The following is a 14,953-nucleotide window of genomic DNA, read 5'->3' as shown; positions in this document are numbered from 1 at the left end:
CCCGCGCGGCGACTTTCCCTACCCGATCAGGAACACACTCGATGAAACGCTCGATTCCGACCAGCCTGCTGTTTGCACTGCTGGCGCTGCAGGCGCCCGCCACGTTCGCCGCATCGGCCGTCCAGGCCAATGCATGCTGGATCCGCACGATGCCGGCGACGGTGCCGTCGTCCGGTTATTTCACGCTGAAGAACGACGGCGACAAGCCCGTCACGCTCACGGGCGTCGATACGCCCGCGTTCGGGATGGCGATGATGCACGAAACGCAGACGGCCGGCAGCACCGCGAAGATGGTTCACGTCGAAGCGGTCGACGTGCCCGCGCACGGCTCGGTGACGTTCAGGCCGAAGGGCTATCACGTGATGCTGGAGGAACCGCGCCAGCCCGTCGCGCCCGGCGCGAAGGTGCCGTTCCGGCTGCATTTCGCCGACGGCGCGACGGTGTCCGTGACCTGCGACGCGAAAGCGCCTTCCTACACCGGCCAGTAACGCCGCATCCGCAACGACCGAAGGAGATGCACATGAGCAAGGAACGCGTGCCGCTGGCCAGCCTGATCGTCCGCTACCGGACGCCGCTGAACGTCGCCGTGCTGATCGCCTGCGGGTTATGGGCGGCGTGGATCGCGTGGATGACGCGACCGTCCGCGATCGATTCGCCGTCGTCGATCGCCGCATACTGCGTGCGCGACGCACGCTGACGCGCCGCGCCGGTTCCGGCGGCGCGCCACGTCATTTTGGCGTGGCATCATCGCTTCATCCCGACCGCCGGAACCGCCTCTCGGAGCAACGCATGTCGATTCAGACCTGGATGCTGTTTGCCGCTGCCTATCTCGCGACGACGCTGTCGCCGGGCCCCAACGTGCTGCTCGTCATCCGCAACACGGTGCGCTACGGCTCGCGCGGCACCGCCGCGACGATCGCGGGCAACCTCGTCGCGCAAGGCGCGGTGGTCATGCTCGTCGCGTTCGGTGTCGGCGCGGTGCTGGCCGCGATGCCGCCGCTGTTCATCGCGATGAAGGTCGTCGGCGCCGCGTACCTGATCTTGTTGGGCATCCGGCAACTGCGCGGCGACCGCAACGCGCGCTCGCCCGACGGCCGGGCCGCGATCGTCGAGCCCGACCGCAGGAAGCTGTTCCGCGAGGCGCTGTTCGTGTCGGGCAGCAACCCGAAGACGATGATCTTCCTGTCGGCGTTCATGCCGCAGTTCATTGCACATGGTCGCCCGCTCGCGATGCAGTTCGTCGTGATGTACGTGACGATCGCATGCACCGTCGTCGTCGTGCACAGCGTCTATTCGTTCGGTGTGCGCCGGCTCCATCGCGGCATCGGCGTCGGCCCGTGGGTACGCGCGGCCAAGCGTGCCAGCGGGCTGCTGTTCGTCGGCCTCGGGATCAAGCTGCTGACTGCGCGGCAGGCGTAAGCATTCCTGCGGTGACGGCCGGTGCCACGGCACCGGCGGAACCGTCAGCCCTTCGATGCGGCCAGCACGGCCGCAATCTCGCGGAACGACGGCCGCGCGTCGATCTCCTCGTTCAAGCAGGCGGCCGCCAGCGCATCGAGCGCATGCGAACCTTCCCACGCACGCGGCTCGCATCGCGCCATCAACTCGCCGAGCAGATAGCCGAACGCCCTGACTTCCAGCCGTTCGAGCCGCGCCGCGCGCACGCGGTCGTTCACGTCGTAGACCGACGCCGCGCCGAAATCACCGAGCAGCGCGCCGCCCTTGCCGTCGTGCAGGATGTTGTGCGCGTACAGGTCGCCGTGCATGATGCCGCGCGCGTGCAGATGCGCCGCAACCGACGCGATGCCGAGCGCGATCCGCGATGCCTCGGCTGGCGCGAATCGCGCATCGGCCCCATATACATCGCGCGTGCAGGACGCGAAGCTCGGCGGCCCGGCGAGGTTCGTCAGTGCCGGATCGACCAATTGCATCACGAGGCCGTGCGTGCCCTCCGGATGGCCGTGCACCTTGCCGATCACCGGAATCATGTTCGGATGACGCCCGGCGTGCAGGCACGCGGCCATTTCGCAATCGGGCAAGCCGTCGCTCGTCACGGCCCCCTTGAACAGCTTGACCGCGACCGCGCGCGGCACCTGGCCGTCCCCCCGCCACTGCGCACGATAAATGACACCCGATGCGCCTTCGCCGAGCTTCTGTTCGAACGCGAGCGACGTCCAGTCGATGTTCGCGACGCCCGGCTCGGCCGACGCCGCTGCTTCCGGCGCGGCGCCGAACGGATTGCCCGCGGACGCGAGCCACGCGAGGCGCGGCAGGCGCAACAGCCAATCCGGCAGCGCGTCGAGCCGGTTCGCCGACAGCCGCACCAGTTCGAGCGCACGGCACGCGGACATTTCGGGCGGCAACGCGCGCAGCCGGTTGCCCGCGAGCATCAGCTTCTGCAAGCGCGAACAATCGCCGATTCCGGCGGGCAGTTCGTCGATTTCGTTGTCGGTCAGGATCAGCCAGCGCAGCGCGCGCGGCAGCGACCCGCGCGGCACCGTGCGGATCCGGTTCGCCTTGAAGCCGATCATGTCGAGCTGGGCGCACGTGCCGAGCACGTCGGGAAATTCGGTAAAGCGATTGCCCGACGCGAACAGGATGCGCAGGCGATGCAGCCGCGACAGGTCGTCCGGCAGCGCAGACAGCGCATTGCCGGACAGATCGAGCACTTCTAGCGTGTCGGCCAGATCGAATATCTCGCGCGGAAATTCGGTCAGCCCGCACGCGAGCTTGAGTTGCCGGGTGCCCGACAGCTGGCCGGCCTGCAGTTGTTCGAGGGTGGTGGTCACGGTGGAAAACGGGTAGCCATGGCGATGGTCGTCGGACCGATCGCCCGAATTCTACCGGGATCGCTTTCGCGTATCCGCTCGCCGTGTCACACCCCCTTCACAAACGCGCAATGTAACGCTACAATTCGGCCCCTTGCAGTGCCGACGTGGTGAAATTGGTAGACACGCTATCTTGAGGGGGTAGTGGCGAAAGCTGTGCGAGTTCGAGTCTCGCCGTCGGCACCAAATGCGGTTTTTCCGTGTTTCGTGCATCTGTAAAAACCCGCGACAGCGCATGGCTTCGCGGGTTTTTTTATTGCTTCGGCGATCCGCGACGAAGCGCTCGGTCAGATGGATGACAAACGTCGGCGCCTCGAACAACGCGACATCACCGTCGGACAGAGTCGGCATGGTTGCCGGACGCGCGTCTGTGAAAGATCGCGTCGATGCCGGCGTTGCCGGCGCGACGACTTCGCGTCACAGCACCGGCAACACCGCCCGGATATGCTCCGCAAATGTCGCCGTCAGATGCGACGGCCGCTTCCTGTCGAACCGCAGCGTAATACCCACCGCCGGCAACGGCGGCAGCCCGCGATCGCCGGCGAGAATCGCCAGATCGGCCGGCACCGCTGTCTGCGTCATCACCGCGAACGCCTGCCCTGAACGCACCAGTGCAGTCAGCCCCGCAAGACTGCTGCTCGCATACGCGACGCGATAATCGCGGCCCGCTCGCTGCAACGCCTCACAGGCCGCGATGTGATCGAGCGTATCGGGATCGGACAGTGCGAGCGGCAACGGATCGAACTGCGCGGCATCGAGCCCCGGATAACCGATCCAGACGAGTTGCTCGCGGCGGATGAAATCGTCGCTCGAATCGTCGTCCGGCATCGAGATCATCGCGAGGTCGACCGCCCGCTTGTCGAGTTGTTCGAGCAGCCGCGGCGTCGGCCCGCACACGACTTCAACGATCGCCTGCGGATGCTGGCTCGAAAACTGTCGCAGCAGCGATGGCAGGAACACGGCTGCGTAATCGTCCGGACAGCCGAACCGGATCGTGCCCGACAACCCGGTGCCGCACAGGTCGGCCATCGCCTCGTCGTGCTGCCGCAGGATGCGCTGCGCATGCACGAGCAGCCGCTCGCCGGGATGCGTCAGCACCACGCCGCGGCCGGTGCGCTGGAACAACGGCTGGTCGACGCTCTCCTCGAGCCGCCGCATCTGCTGGCTGAGCGCGGATTGCGTGCGGCCGACCCGCGCCGCCGCGCGGCTCAGCGAGCGCACCTCCGCGATGACGACGAACGAGCGTAGCAGGTCTATGTCGAGCGAACGTCCCAAGGTATTAGCTCCCTTTCTACCTTGCATAAGCACTATTCGTTTCCATAAAACCAGACCGGCGCCTAGACTGCAAGCGTTCCCTGGCCCTTGTCCGGAGAAGCCCGATGTCCCTGAACGACGACGCAATCTTCTGGCACAACGCCAGGCAGCACCTGATCCGCTACGGCGGCACGTTCGAGCCGATGATCATCGAGCGCGCACAAGGCAGTTTCGTCTACGACGCCGACGGCCGCGCGATCCTCGATTTCACGTCGGGGCAGATGAGTGCCGTGCTCGGGCACAGCCATCCGGAGATCGTCTCCGTCATCGTCGAATACGCGGGCAAGCTCGATCACCTGTTCAGTGGAATGCTGTCGCGCCCCGTCGTCGACCTCGCGACGCGCCTCGCCAACATCACGCCGCCCGGGCTCGATCGCGCGCTGCTGCTGAGCACCGGTGCGGAATCGAACGAAGCGGCGATCCGAATGGCGAAGCTCGTCACCGGCAAGCACGAGATCGTCGCCTTCGCGCAGTCGTGGCACGGGATGACGGGCGCGGCGGCGTCCGCCACGTACAGCGCCGGCCGCAAGGGCGTCGGCCCCGCCACTGTCGGTTCGTTCGCGATTCCGGCGCCGTTCACGTATCGGCCGCGCTTCGAGCGCAACGGCACCTACGATCCGCTCGCCGAACTCGATTACGCATTCGACCTGATCGATCGCCAGTCGAGCGGCAACCTCGCCGCGTTCATCGCGGAGCCGATCCTGAGCTCGGGCGGCATCATCGAATTGCCGGAAGGCTACATGGCGGCGCTCAAGCGCAAGTGCGAGGAGCGCGGGATGCTGCTGATCCTCGACGAAGCGCAAACCGGTGTCGGGCGCACCGGAACGATGTTCGCGTGCCAGCGCGACGGCGTGACGCCCGACATCCTCACGCTGTCGAAGACGCTCGGCGCGGGGCTGCCGCTCGCGGCCGTCGTCACGTCCGCGCGGATCGAGGAACGCGCGCACGAACTCGGCTACCTGTTCTACACGACGCACGTGTCGGACCCGCTGCCGGCGGCGGTCGGCCTGCGCGTGCTCGACGTGGTGCAGCGCGACGGCCTCGTCCAGCGGGCGAACGTGATGGGCAACCGGCTCCGGCGCGGGCTGCTCGATCTGATGGAACGCTTCGACTGCATCGGCGACGTGCGCGGACGCGGGTTGCTGCTCGGCGTCGAGATCGTCAAGGATAGGAAGACAAAAGAACCGGCGGACGGGCTCGGCGCGAAGATCACGCGCGAGTGCATGAACCTCGGGCTCAGCATGAACATCGTGCAGTTGCCCGGCATGGGCGGCGTGTTCCGGATCGCGCCGCCGCTGACGGTCAGCGAAGCGGAAATCGATCTCGGGCTGTCGCTACTGGAACAGGCGATCACGCGCGCGCAGTAAGCGGGCCGCCCGTCGGCGTCAGCGGAACCACGTGCCGCCGGCCCGTTGCAGGCCGGCGGCATCCAGCATCAACCGCCGAGATACGCCTGCTTGATCCGGTCGTTCGCGAGCAGGTTCGCGCCCGTATCGGCGAGCACCACGCGCCCCGTTTCGAGCACGTAGCCGCGATCGGCCACGCCGAGCGCCTTGTTCGCGTTCTGCTCGACGAGAAACACCGTGACGCCCTCGTCGCGAATCGTCCGGATGATGTCGAAGATCTGCGCGATCACGAGCGGCGCGAGACCGAGCGTCGGCTCATCGAGCAGCAGCAAGCGCGGCTTGCTCATCAGCGCGCGGCCGATCGCGAGCATCTGCTGCTCGCCGCCCGACATCGTGCCAGCCCGCTGCGCCGCGCGCTCCTTCAGGCGCGGAAACAGCTTGAAGACGTGCTCGATGCCGTCGTCGATCTCGTGACGGCTCGCGAAAAACCCGCCCATCTTCAGGTTTTCGAGCACCGTCAGGCTCGGGAACACGCGCCGCCCTTCCGGCGAGATCGCCATCCCCTGCCGCATGATCTGGTGCGTCGACATCGCGGTGATGTCGTTGCCCTCGAACAGCACGCGGCCCGACGATGCGCGCGGCGTGCCGCACACGGTCATCATCAGTGTCGTCTTGCCGGCGCCGTTGCTGCCGATCAGCGTGACGATCTCGCCCTTGTTCACCTCGATCGACACGCCCGCGAGCGCCTCGACCGCGCCGTAGTGCGTATGGACCTGTTCCAGCTTCAGCATCACTCTTCCCCCAGATACGCCTTGATCACGCGCGGGTCGTTGCGAACCGCTTCCGGCGTGCCGATCACGATCGGCCGGCCGTGCTCCATCACGAGGATGCGGTCCGACACGCCCATCACGAGGCTCATGTCGTGTTCGATCAGCAGCACCGACACGCCGAACTCGTGGCGCAGCTTGTCGATCAGGTGCTGCAGTTCGATCTTCTCCTGCGGGTTGAGACCGGCCGCCGGCTCGTCGAGCATCAACAGGCGCGGCTCGGTGATCATGCAGCGCGCGATCTCCAGGCGCCGCTGGTGCCCGTACGACAGCGTGCCGGCCTGCCGGTTGGCGACCGCCGTCAGCCCCATCCGGTCGAGCCATACGGCCGCGCGTTCGAGCGCTTCCTTCTCCGCGCGGCGATACGCGGGCGTCGCGAACAGGCCGTGCAGCATCCCCGACTTCACCTTGCGATGCTGCGCGACGAGCAGGTTCTCGACGACCGTCAGCGACTTGAACAGGCGGATGTTCTGGAACGTGCGCACGAGACCCTTCAACGCGATCTTGTGGCTCGGCAACCCGGCGATCGCGTGGCCGTCGAGCACGACGTCGCCGCCGGTCGGCTTGTAGAAGCCGCCGACGCAGTTGAACACCGTGGTCTTGCCCGCGCCGTTCGGCCCGATGATCGCGAACACCTCGTTGCGGCGCACGTCGAAATCGATACCGTCCACCGCGAGCAACCCGCCGAAGCGCATCTGCAGCCCGGCGACCTTCAACAGTTCCGTATTCGCGCTCATTGCGGCAGCTCCACGTGGGGACGGCTCGCGGGCAGCAGGCCCTGCGGACGCCACATCATCATCAACACCATCACCAGACCGAAGATCAGCATCCGGTACTCGGCGAAGCCGCGCGCGACTTCCGGCAGCACGGTCAGCAGGATCGCCGCGAGAATCACGCCGAGCTGCGAACCCATCCCGCCGAGCACGACGATCGCGAGGATCAGCGCCGATTCGATGAAGGTGAACGATTCAGGATTCACGAGGCCCTGACGCGCGGCGAAGAACGCGCCGCCGATGCCCGCGAACGCCGCGCCGAGCGTGAACGCCGACAGCTTGATGCGCGTCGGGTTCAGGCCCAGCGAACGGCATGCGATCTCGTCGTCGCGCAGCGCTTCCCACGCACGACCCATCGGCATGCGGATCAGGCGGCTCGTCACGAACAGCGTGAAGCCGACCAGCACCAGCGCGATCAGGTACAGGAAGATCACCATGTGCTCGCCGCTGTATTCCAGCCCGATCAGTTCATGGAAGGTCTTCGCGCCTTCGACGCTCGCCGAGCGCGCCATCTCGAAGCCGAACACCGTCGGCTTCGGAATGCTCGAGATGCCGTCCGGGCCACCCGTGAGGCTCGTCAGGTTGTTGGCGAGCAGGCGGATGATTTCGCCGAAGCCGAGCGTGACGATCGCGAGATAGTCGCCGCGCAGACGCAACACCGGGAAGCCGAGCAGGAAGCCGAACGTCGCCGAGGCGATCGCCGCGATCGGCAGGCACTCCCAGAACGACAGCCCGAAATACTGGTTCAGCATCGCGTACGTATAGCCGCCGACCGCGTAGAACCCGACATAGCCGAGATCGAGCAGCCCCGCGAAACCGACCACGATGTTCAGCCCGAGGCCGAGGATCACGTAGATCAGCGCGAGCGTCGCGACGTCCACGGCACCGCGCGAACCGAAGAACGGCCACACGAGGCCGACCGCGAGCAGCCCCCAGATGATCGCGCGCTGCTGCTGCGCGCCCATCGCGGGCATCGCCGGCAGCTTCACTGCGGATTTCGCGCGCACGAGCCACGGCTTGAACAACTGGAACAGGAACACGGCCGCGACCGCGATCCACACCGGACGCCAGTGCGGCGTCAGCACGACCTGATAGCCGTCGAGCTTCAGCTGCAGCCCGAGCACCGGAATCGTGAGGATCGCCGTCAGCAGCGCGGCGGCCGCGGCATTCTTCAGCGCCTGGCCGACCGAAGCGTCGGCGGCCGGGCGACGAACGGAAATGACTTGACTCATCTGCGTCTCCCTCAAACCTTTTCGATGTCCGACTTGCCGAGCAGGCCGGTCGGGCGGAAGAGCAGGATCAGCACGAGCAGGCCGAACGCGACGACGTCCTTGTACTCGGCCGGCATGTAGCCTGCGGCGAAGGTTTCGGCGAGGCCCAGCAGCACGCCGCCGAGCATCGCGCCCGGGATGCTGCCGATCCCGCCCAGCACCGCGGCGGTGAACGCCTTGATGCCCGCGACGAAGCCGATGTACGGATTCAGCTTGCCGATCGTCAGCCCGATCAGCACGCCGCCGACGGCCGCCAGCATCGCGCCGAGCACGAACGTGAACGAGATCACGCGGTTCGTGTCGATGCCGAGCAGGTTCGCCATCTTCATGTCTTCAGCGCACGCACGGCAGGCACGGCCCATCCGCGAATGCGAGATGAACAGCGTCAGCGCGATCATCAGCACGATCGTCACGCAGACGATCAACAGACGCGCATACGGAATCGTCACGTCGTAGTCGCCGCCGAGGTGGATGTCGAATGCGCCGGAGATCAGCACCGGCACGGACACGTCGCGCGCGCCCTGGCCAATCTGCACGTAGTTCTGCAGGAAGATCGACATGCCGATCGCGGAGATCAGCGGCACGAGGCGCGGGCCGCCGCGCAGCGGGCGATACGCGACGCGCTCGACCGCGAAGCCGTACAGGCCGGTGACGATCACCGACACGATCAGCGCGGCGCCGAGCACGAGCGGCAGCGGATAGCCGGCGGAGATGCCGATGGCGGTGAGGGTCACGAGGCCCACGTAGGCGCCGATCATGTAGATCTCGCCGTGGGCGAAGTTGATCATGCCGATGATGCCGTAGACCATCGAATAGCCGATGGCGATCAGCGCATAGATCGCACCCAGCGTCAGGCCGTTGACCAGCTGCTGGGCGAATTGAGGAAAGAAGTCAGTCATGTGCGGGAAGCTCCCGTTGGCGCTGGGTCGCATGCCGTCGCCGGATCACGGCGTTCGGCCGCGCGCAACGCACGGTGTCGTCTCGGGCCGCCCGTCGGCCGCGCAATGCGGTCATGCGCGGCGCGAATGCACGCCCGCCCGTCCGGGTCTCGGACAGGGCGGGCGCGCGGGCGGATACTCCGTATTACTTGGCGGCGGTCTTCGTCGCGTCCTTGTGCCACGTGTAGACGACGAACTTGAACGCCTTCAGGTCGCCCTGAGCGTCATACGCGACCTTGCCGATCGGCGTGTCGAACGTCGTCTTGTGCATGTACGCGGCGACCTTCGTCGGGTCGGTCGTCTTCGCGCCGGCGATCGCGTCGGCGATGATCTTCACCGCTGCGTACGACGGCATCTGGAACGGGCCGTTCGGGTCGCGCTTCTTGTCGGCGAACGCCTTCACGAGCGCCGCGTTGGCCGGGTCGGCCGAGAAGTCGGCCGGCAGCGTGACCAGCATGCCTTCCGAAGCCGGGCCGGCGATTGCCGTCACGTCCTTGTTGCCCACGCCTTCAGGCCCCATGAACGTGGCCTTCACGCCCTGCTCGCGCGCCTGGCGCATCAGCAGACCCATTTCCGGGTGGTAGCCGCCGAAGTAGACGAAATCGACGCCTTGCGACTTCAGCTTCGTGATGATCGCCGAGTAGTCCGAATCGCCGGCGTTGATGCCTTCGAACAGCACGACCGGGATCTTCGCGGCTTCGAGGTCCTTCTTCACCGACGACGCGATGCCCTGGCCGTACGACTGCTTGTCGTGCAGGACCGCGACCTTCTTCGGCTTCACGTTGTTGATGATGTAGTGCGCGGCGGCCGGGCCTTGCTGGTCGTCGCGGCCGATCGTGCGGAAGATGAAGTGGCGCTTCTTGCCTTCCGTCAGCTGCGGCGCGGTGGCCGACGGCGTGACCATCACGATGCCTTCGTTTTCGTAGATGTCGGATGCGGGGATCGTCGAACCCGAGCACACGTGACCGATCACGTACTTGATCTTCTGGCTGACGATCTTGTTGGCGACGGCGACGGCCTGCTTCGGTTCGCATGCGTCGTCCATCTGCACGACTTCGAACTTGTTGCCGCCCGCACCGCCGGCCGCGTTGATCTGTTCGATCGCGGTCAGCGCGCCGGCCTTCACCATGTCGCCGTATTGGGCGACCGAGCCGCTCATCGGACCAGCGATGGCGATCTTCACGGTTTCCGCTTGCGCGGCGGCGGCGCCGGCGGCGAACAGCACGGCGGCGGCGGAAATGGACGTAAGACGGGACAGCGTCATCTGGGAGCTCCTCGATGTTGTTTAGTCATACGGGCAAAGGCGGCATGACTTGCGCAATCGAACAGCACCCGGGGCGAGGACATGGGACACGCCCGAGACACATGAAGACGGACCTGCGGATGGATGTTGCGTAGCGGGGCCCGGCTCTTGCAGTCCCCCAAGGGGGACGTCTGGTTCGGAAAGACATCGTGATGCGTCTTGCATTGCGCAAGCGTTTCGCCTGCCCCGCTTGCCAACTGCTCGTCCGGAGGGATGGTCCGACAGCCGTTGGCAAGGCAGTCGAAATTATATGGGGGTTTTTAAATCGTCTGTCAAAAATGCCGCTTCTATGAGGGAAAACACGGAGAAACTTGGCTCGCGCGAGGTGGCGATGGGGGAGCAACTGGCGCGGGTGGCGAACGTTTGCGGCGGGTGCAATTGGGTTGCGATTTTGGGTGGGCTTGTCGACAAAATCCTTGCTGGGTTTAGGTTTCGGCGATTTGTCGTCGTGCGTCGTGTGCACTTTTGGATGCTTAGGGTCCGATCGCCGAAGATCAATCGACTGATGATTGTATCGGCGTGCACCGTGTCGGGGCGATGCGACTGCGCCGCCAATCCTTCTGTTTGCCGACATTCATCCGTCATGCGAAAGCGGTTTGTTATTTTTATGAAATAATGCGACCTCGCTTCTGCAATCCAGCCAGCCTTCCTGTGAGTCGCCCCTTCCGCGATTCGCAGTCGCTTCAGGGCCGCTTCGACGCCCACCCGTCGCCGAGCCGCCAGCCAGTGATCTGCCGTTTTTTTTTCATTGCACATCACCTGGTTCGGATCCCGATGAATCATCCTCTCCGTTTTTCTTCCGCCGCCGCGCTTGCTTGTGCGATTTCTGTTTCGACTGCTGACGCCTCGGGCCGCGATTCGCTGGTCGATCGTTCTGGCGGGGCCAATGTGTTTCGTTCGGAACGCCGGGCTGTGGCCAGGGATGACGCGCGTGCCGCGCTAACGACGCGGCGCGTGAAGTACGCGGCGCCGCCTGAACGTAGTCCGTTCGATACGCCTGATACGCGGCCGTTGCGGGTTTCGGGCGATACGCTCGAGCCGCAGCCTTCGGTTGAACACGAGGCCGGCAATTCTGCATGGCCTTCGAAGCGCGTTGCGCTCGGCGCGGGCGGCAGCGATAGCTTCGGTCGCGCATTGCCCCGATACGAACAACGCGCGCAGAACTGGACTGATTATCTGAGGGCCAACGGGTCGCAAGCGCCTGGCGGCAGGAATTCATATGCGCCCACGCGACCTTTCGATCCCGCGCGCGGTCCGCACGGTGCGCCGAATCCGTACGACCCATCGATGCCGCAGCCGGTGACGCGGACGTTCTACGACAACGGCGCGGGTTCGCATTGCACGGCTACCGGCGGTGCGGGAGCGTCGCGGTCGTCTTGCAATATCGCTTGGTGATGTTTGGTGGCGGGTCGTGACTGCTGACGTCGCTGATCATCCAGACGTGACGCACCTCACCTCGGCGAAACCACGATCGCCGCCCGCCGATTCTGCATTCTCCCGGCTGGCGTCCGGTTATCCCCCACCGGATCGCTCTTCCCCTTCCCGACAACCGCAATCCGCTTTCCGTCCAGCCCGACATCCACAAGCTCGATCGCCACCACCTCCGCCCGCCGCCGTGACAACTCGAGATCGTAAGCAGCCTCCCCTTCCTCGTCGGAATATCCATAAACCCGCACTCCGTTGATCCCCGCCGACCTCAACGTCCTGCCGATCCGCTCGACGATCCGCCTGACATCCGGCTTGAGGTTGTACCGATCGAAATCGAACAGAATCGGCCCCGTCGACCCGAACTCGAACCCCTGCTCGGTTTCCTGGAAGCCGGCCGACTTCAGCGCCGTGACCTGCGTCTGCGTGAGCCCACGATGAAGCGGCGGCGTCTTGCATCCGCCGAGCAGCAGGCACAGAAGCACCGCGCTCGCGACGCACATCCTCCCAATGCTCACAGGCAACGAGTCATCCATGATCGACCCCTTCGTACGCGCCCGCTTCGCGCGCGCTTATTATCCCGCCGCCGCGGCCTCGCCCGCGGCGCGAAACGATAGACATCAAACCCGTCCCGCTATGCCCTCCGCCAGTTGCCACGACCCCGGCCGCGCACGCTTGGCGCGGTACATCGCGGCATCCGACGCGCGCAGCAGGCCGCTCGCGTCGGACGCATGATCGGGATACAGCGCAATACCGGCACTCATCATGGTGGCCACCATGCGTCCGTCGGGCAGTTCGATCGACGGCACCATGCCGGACAAGATCTCGTCGGCGATCCGGCACACGCTGTCCGTATCGCGCACAGCGGTCAGCATCACCGCGAATTCATCGCCGCCCAGCCGAGCGACGAGATCGGTCTCGCGCACCTGCGCGCGCAACCGCGCCGCCACGCCGATCAGCACCGCGTCGCCGGCATCGTGGCCGAGGCCGTCGTTGATTTCCTTGAAGCGGTCGCAGTCGAGATACAGGATGGCGACCCGCTGCCCCGTCACGACGGCGTCGCAGAGTGCAAGCGACAGACGCGACTCGAACTGCACGCGGTTGGGCAGCCCCGTGAGCGCATCGTGCGTGGCCTTGTGTTCGAGCGACGCGTTTTCGTCGCGCAACGTGTTCTGCCAGTCTTCGAATTCGTCGAGCAATGCATTGAAGTCGTCGCCGAGCTGATTCAGTTCGGCGATCGCCACCGGCTCGACGCGGCGCGCGAACGCACGCTCGCGCCGCACGGCGTGCGCGACGCCGGCCAGCGCGCGCAGCGGCGCGACGATGTTGCGCAGCAAACGCTTCGAGCTGACATATGCGCCGAGCACGCTGACGGCCAGGCCGCCGAGAATGCCGCCGATGCTGCCGAGCAGGAATCCGAAGAACTGATGCCCGCGACCGCGCACGATGACCTGGCCGACGACGATGCCGTCGTGCATCACCGGGGCGCTCACGGGCCCGGGCAGCGCCAGCGCGGCGACGCCGCGCTCGAGCCGGGCGATCCGGCCTTCGGCGGGCAGCTTCCACGTCGCGAACAACTGGCCTTTGCCATCGGTGACCACCACCTGCGCGACGTCCTCGTCGGTGGCGATCATCGCGATCGCCTCGTTCGCCGCGACGTGGTCGCCGAACACGAGCGCCGCCTCGACCGTGTAACCGAGCGAGCGCGCCAGCAGGTTCAGGTTGTTGCCGGCGTATGCGCGCAGCGCGATCACGGCGACGACGATCAGCGACACGGCGGCCATCGCGACCGCGACGAACGCGAGGCGCAAATGCGCGCGGCGCAACACGCTTTGCAGCGTCGGGCGCGACACACGCGAAGGCGAAATGGAGGGTGCGGAACGTGTCATGGCGTCAGCGTCCGCCGCGCGAGATTGAGCACGTTCGGATGCACGCGCACGCCACTGCGCGCGACGGCGTCGAGATTGATGTCGAACGTGACGTGTTCGCCTTCGACCGCGAGACAGAACATGCTGCCCGCGGTGCACGACGGATCGTGTTCGGCGATGGTCAGCACCGGACGGCCGACCAGCGCGGTTCGTACCCGCTTTCGCTCGTCGCTTCCGAGCGCGCCGAGATACACGACGTCGCATGCGACGCCGAGCGCGGGGTCGTCGACGCGGACGCGCTGCACGTCGAGCACGGTGGAGCCGGCCTGCATCGTGTCGGTCAGGTCGCCCGCGTAGTCGGGCCTGCCCGTCACGCACAGATGCAGGCGAACGGGCGTCGTCGGCCAGCGCGTGAAACTGACGATGCCGAGCACGACCTGGCGTACGGCGGAGTCGTGTGACGAAAAGGCGGGACTCGTGGGATTAACGGGTGTCGTGGTGCCGACGAGCCGCACCGTGTCGTTCGGCTCGTCGGCATCGCCAGGCGCCCCGGCAAGAACGGCCGGGGCAACGCTCAGAACGCAAACGATTGCGATGAACGCGTGGCGCAATCCGGCGACTCGGCCCGACCGGCCGGACGCCATCCGCGCGGCGATTGCCGCCGCGCCCGCTGGCGTCGATGCGGCCGCATGACTCGCGGCCGTCGCGCACACACTCGCATCCATGATGGAAACATCTGCTGCAGTCGTTCCCGGCCCTGCCTCCTGCCTGCCGTGCGCGCGCAGGCACCGTGTCGCGCGCACGAGTGCTTCCATCTTAGGTAAAAATTCGTATCCCAAACCAGTGGGATACACCCGCGATTCATGTCGGAAAGTATGCGGAATCGGCGCCGTTCGTGGCGATGCGATGCCGGAGATTGATCAGCTGACGGGACGACAGCGCGACGCAAACTTCATACGTTCCGCAGTGGCGCGCCGGACCGGTTTCCCCCCATGCACCGATGCGAAGCCGGCGGAAGTCGCAGCGCAATTCGCACATCACCGCGTTCCCGAGTATCCTT

Annotated in this window: 16 protein-coding genes and 1 tRNA gene; 6 read left to right on the top strand and 11 right to left on the bottom strand. The window is 66.1% G+C overall.

The annotated features are described in order from the left end of the window. The first annotated feature begins 41 nt into the window (after nucleotides 1-41). The 3 genes from HWX22_RS15825 to HWX22_RS15815 all read left to right on the top strand — a co-directional run bounded on the left by HWX22_RS15825 (nucleotide 42) and on the right by HWX22_RS15815 (nucleotide 1,419). Nucleotides 42-488 carry a copper chaperone PCu(A)C gene (locus HWX22_RS15825; protein WP_175915973.1) on the top strand — a complete coding sequence of 149 codons (447 nt, stop codon included), beginning with the start codon at nucleotides 42-44 and terminating at the stop codon, nucleotides 486-488. A 32-nt stretch (nucleotides 489-520) separates the two neighbouring features. Next, nucleotides 521-697, top strand: a complete 177-nt coding sequence (locus HWX22_RS15820) for a hypothetical protein (protein ID WP_175908825.1) — start codon at nucleotides 521-523, stop codon at nucleotides 695-697. Between the two features lie 92 nt (nucleotides 698-789). Then, the gene (locus tag HWX22_RS15815) at nucleotides 790-1,419 is read left to right on the top strand and encodes a LysE family translocator (protein WP_175915972.1); all 630 of its coding nucleotides are present in this window, start codon (nucleotides 790-792) and stop codon (nucleotides 1,417-1,419) included. Nucleotides 1,420-1,463: 44 nt separating this feature from the next. Here HWX22_RS15815 and HWX22_RS15810 read toward each other — a convergent pair whose 3' ends face one another. After that, on the bottom strand, nucleotides 1,464-2,789 hold the full coding sequence (locus HWX22_RS15810) for a leucine-rich repeat-containing protein kinase family protein (protein WP_175915971.1): 1,326 nt from the start codon (nucleotides 2,787-2,789) through the stop codon (nucleotides 1,464-1,466). Nucleotides 2,790-2,929: 140 nt separating this feature from the next. Between HWX22_RS15810 and HWX22_RS15805 the strand changes: the two genes are divergently transcribed. Continuing rightward, nucleotides 2,930-3,014, top strand: a tRNA-Leu gene (locus tag HWX22_RS15805). Nucleotides 3,015-3,245: 231 nt separating this feature from the next. On the opposite strand, the gene HWX22_RS15800 is transcribed toward HWX22_RS15805, so the two are convergent. Next, nucleotides 3,246-4,130 carry a LysR family transcriptional regulator gene (locus HWX22_RS15800; protein ID WP_175915970.1) on the bottom strand — a complete coding sequence of 295 codons (885 nt, stop codon included), beginning with the start codon at nucleotides 4,128-4,130 and terminating at the stop codon, nucleotides 3,246-3,248. A gap of 77 nt (nucleotides 4,131-4,207) precedes the next feature. Between HWX22_RS15800 and HWX22_RS15795 the strand changes: the two genes are divergently transcribed. Beyond that, the gene (locus HWX22_RS15795; RefSeq protein WP_175915969.1) at nucleotides 4,208-5,509 is read left to right on the top strand and encodes an aspartate aminotransferase family protein; all 1,302 of its coding nucleotides are present in this window, start codon (nucleotides 4,208-4,210) and stop codon (nucleotides 5,507-5,509) included. A gap of 68 nt (nucleotides 5,510-5,577) precedes the next feature. On the opposite strand, the gene HWX22_RS15790 is transcribed toward HWX22_RS15795, so the two are convergent. The 6 genes from HWX22_RS15790 to HWX22_RS15765 all read right to left on the bottom strand — a co-directional run bounded on the left by HWX22_RS15790 (nucleotide 5,578) and on the right by HWX22_RS15765 (nucleotide 11,383). After that, nucleotides 5,578-6,279, bottom strand: a complete 702-nt coding sequence (locus tag HWX22_RS15790; RefSeq protein WP_006484776.1) for an ABC transporter ATP-binding protein — start codon at nucleotides 6,277-6,279, stop codon at nucleotides 5,578-5,580. Continuing rightward, nucleotides 6,279-7,052, bottom strand: a complete 774-nt coding sequence (livG, locus tag HWX22_RS15785; protein WP_175908821.1) for a high-affinity branched-chain amino acid ABC transporter ATP-binding protein LivG — start codon at nucleotides 7,050-7,052, stop codon at nucleotides 6,279-6,281. The genes HWX22_RS15790 and livG overlap by 1 nt, the downstream gene beginning before the upstream one ends. Further along, nucleotides 7,049-8,320, bottom strand: a complete 1,272-nt coding sequence (locus HWX22_RS15780; protein ID WP_175915968.1) for a high-affinity branched-chain amino acid ABC transporter permease LivM — start codon at nucleotides 8,318-8,320, stop codon at nucleotides 7,049-7,051. The genes livG and HWX22_RS15780 overlap by 4 nt, the downstream gene beginning before the upstream one ends. An 11-nt stretch (nucleotides 8,321-8,331) precedes the next feature. Beyond that, a complete protein-coding gene (gene livH / locus HWX22_RS15775) occupies nucleotides 8,332-9,258 on the bottom strand; it encodes a high-affinity branched-chain amino acid ABC transporter permease LivH (protein ID WP_006484734.1) in 927 nt (308 codons plus the stop codon). 184 nt (nucleotides 9,259-9,442) lie between these two features. Beyond that, on the bottom strand, nucleotides 9,443-10,561 hold the full coding sequence (locus HWX22_RS15770) for a branched-chain amino acid ABC transporter substrate-binding protein (RefSeq protein WP_059534285.1): 1,119 nt from the start codon (nucleotides 10,559-10,561) through the stop codon (nucleotides 9,443-9,445). A 285-nt stretch (nucleotides 10,562-10,846) separates the two neighbouring features. Further along, nucleotides 10,847-11,383, bottom strand: a complete 537-nt coding sequence (locus HWX22_RS15765; protein WP_175915967.1) for a hypothetical protein — start codon at nucleotides 11,381-11,383, stop codon at nucleotides 10,847-10,849. Between HWX22_RS15765 and HWX22_RS15760 the strand changes: the two genes are divergently transcribed. After that, nucleotides 11,375-11,995: a hypothetical protein gene (locus HWX22_RS15760; protein ID WP_175915966.1), complete on the top strand. Its 621-nt coding sequence runs from the start codon at nucleotides 11,375-11,377 to the stop codon at nucleotides 11,993-11,995. The genes HWX22_RS15765 and HWX22_RS15760 overlap by 9 nt on opposite strands. Before the next feature lie 56 nt (nucleotides 11,996-12,051). Here the strand turns inward: HWX22_RS15760 and HWX22_RS15755 are convergent, their stop codons facing one another. From HWX22_RS15755 to HWX22_RS15745, 3 genes are all read right to left on the bottom strand, one after another. Then, nucleotides 12,052-12,561, bottom strand: coding sequence for an OmpA family protein (locus HWX22_RS15755; protein WP_059819512.1), 510 nt, complete (start codon nucleotides 12,559-12,561; stop codon nucleotides 12,052-12,054). Between the two features lie 84 nt (nucleotides 12,562-12,645). Next, nucleotides 12,646-13,914: a diguanylate cyclase gene (locus tag HWX22_RS15750; protein ID WP_175915965.1), complete on the bottom strand. Its 1,269-nt coding sequence runs from the start codon at nucleotides 13,912-13,914 to the stop codon at nucleotides 12,646-12,648. Beyond that, on the bottom strand, nucleotides 13,911-14,618 hold the full coding sequence (locus tag HWX22_RS15745) for a YfiR family protein (RefSeq protein WP_175915964.1): 708 nt from the start codon (nucleotides 14,616-14,618) through the stop codon (nucleotides 13,911-13,913). Before HWX22_RS15745 ends, HWX22_RS15750 begins: the two co-directional genes overlap by 4 nt. Nucleotides 14,619-14,953 lie beyond the last annotated feature (335 nt).

Origin of the sequence: Burkholderia sp. BCC1638, from assembly GCF_902833195.1 — a bacterium.
Classification (GTDB): Bacteria; Pseudomonadota; Gammaproteobacteria; order Burkholderiales; family Burkholderiaceae; genus Burkholderia; species Burkholderia diffusa.
This window is presented reverse-complemented; position numbering and strand designations above follow the sequence as displayed.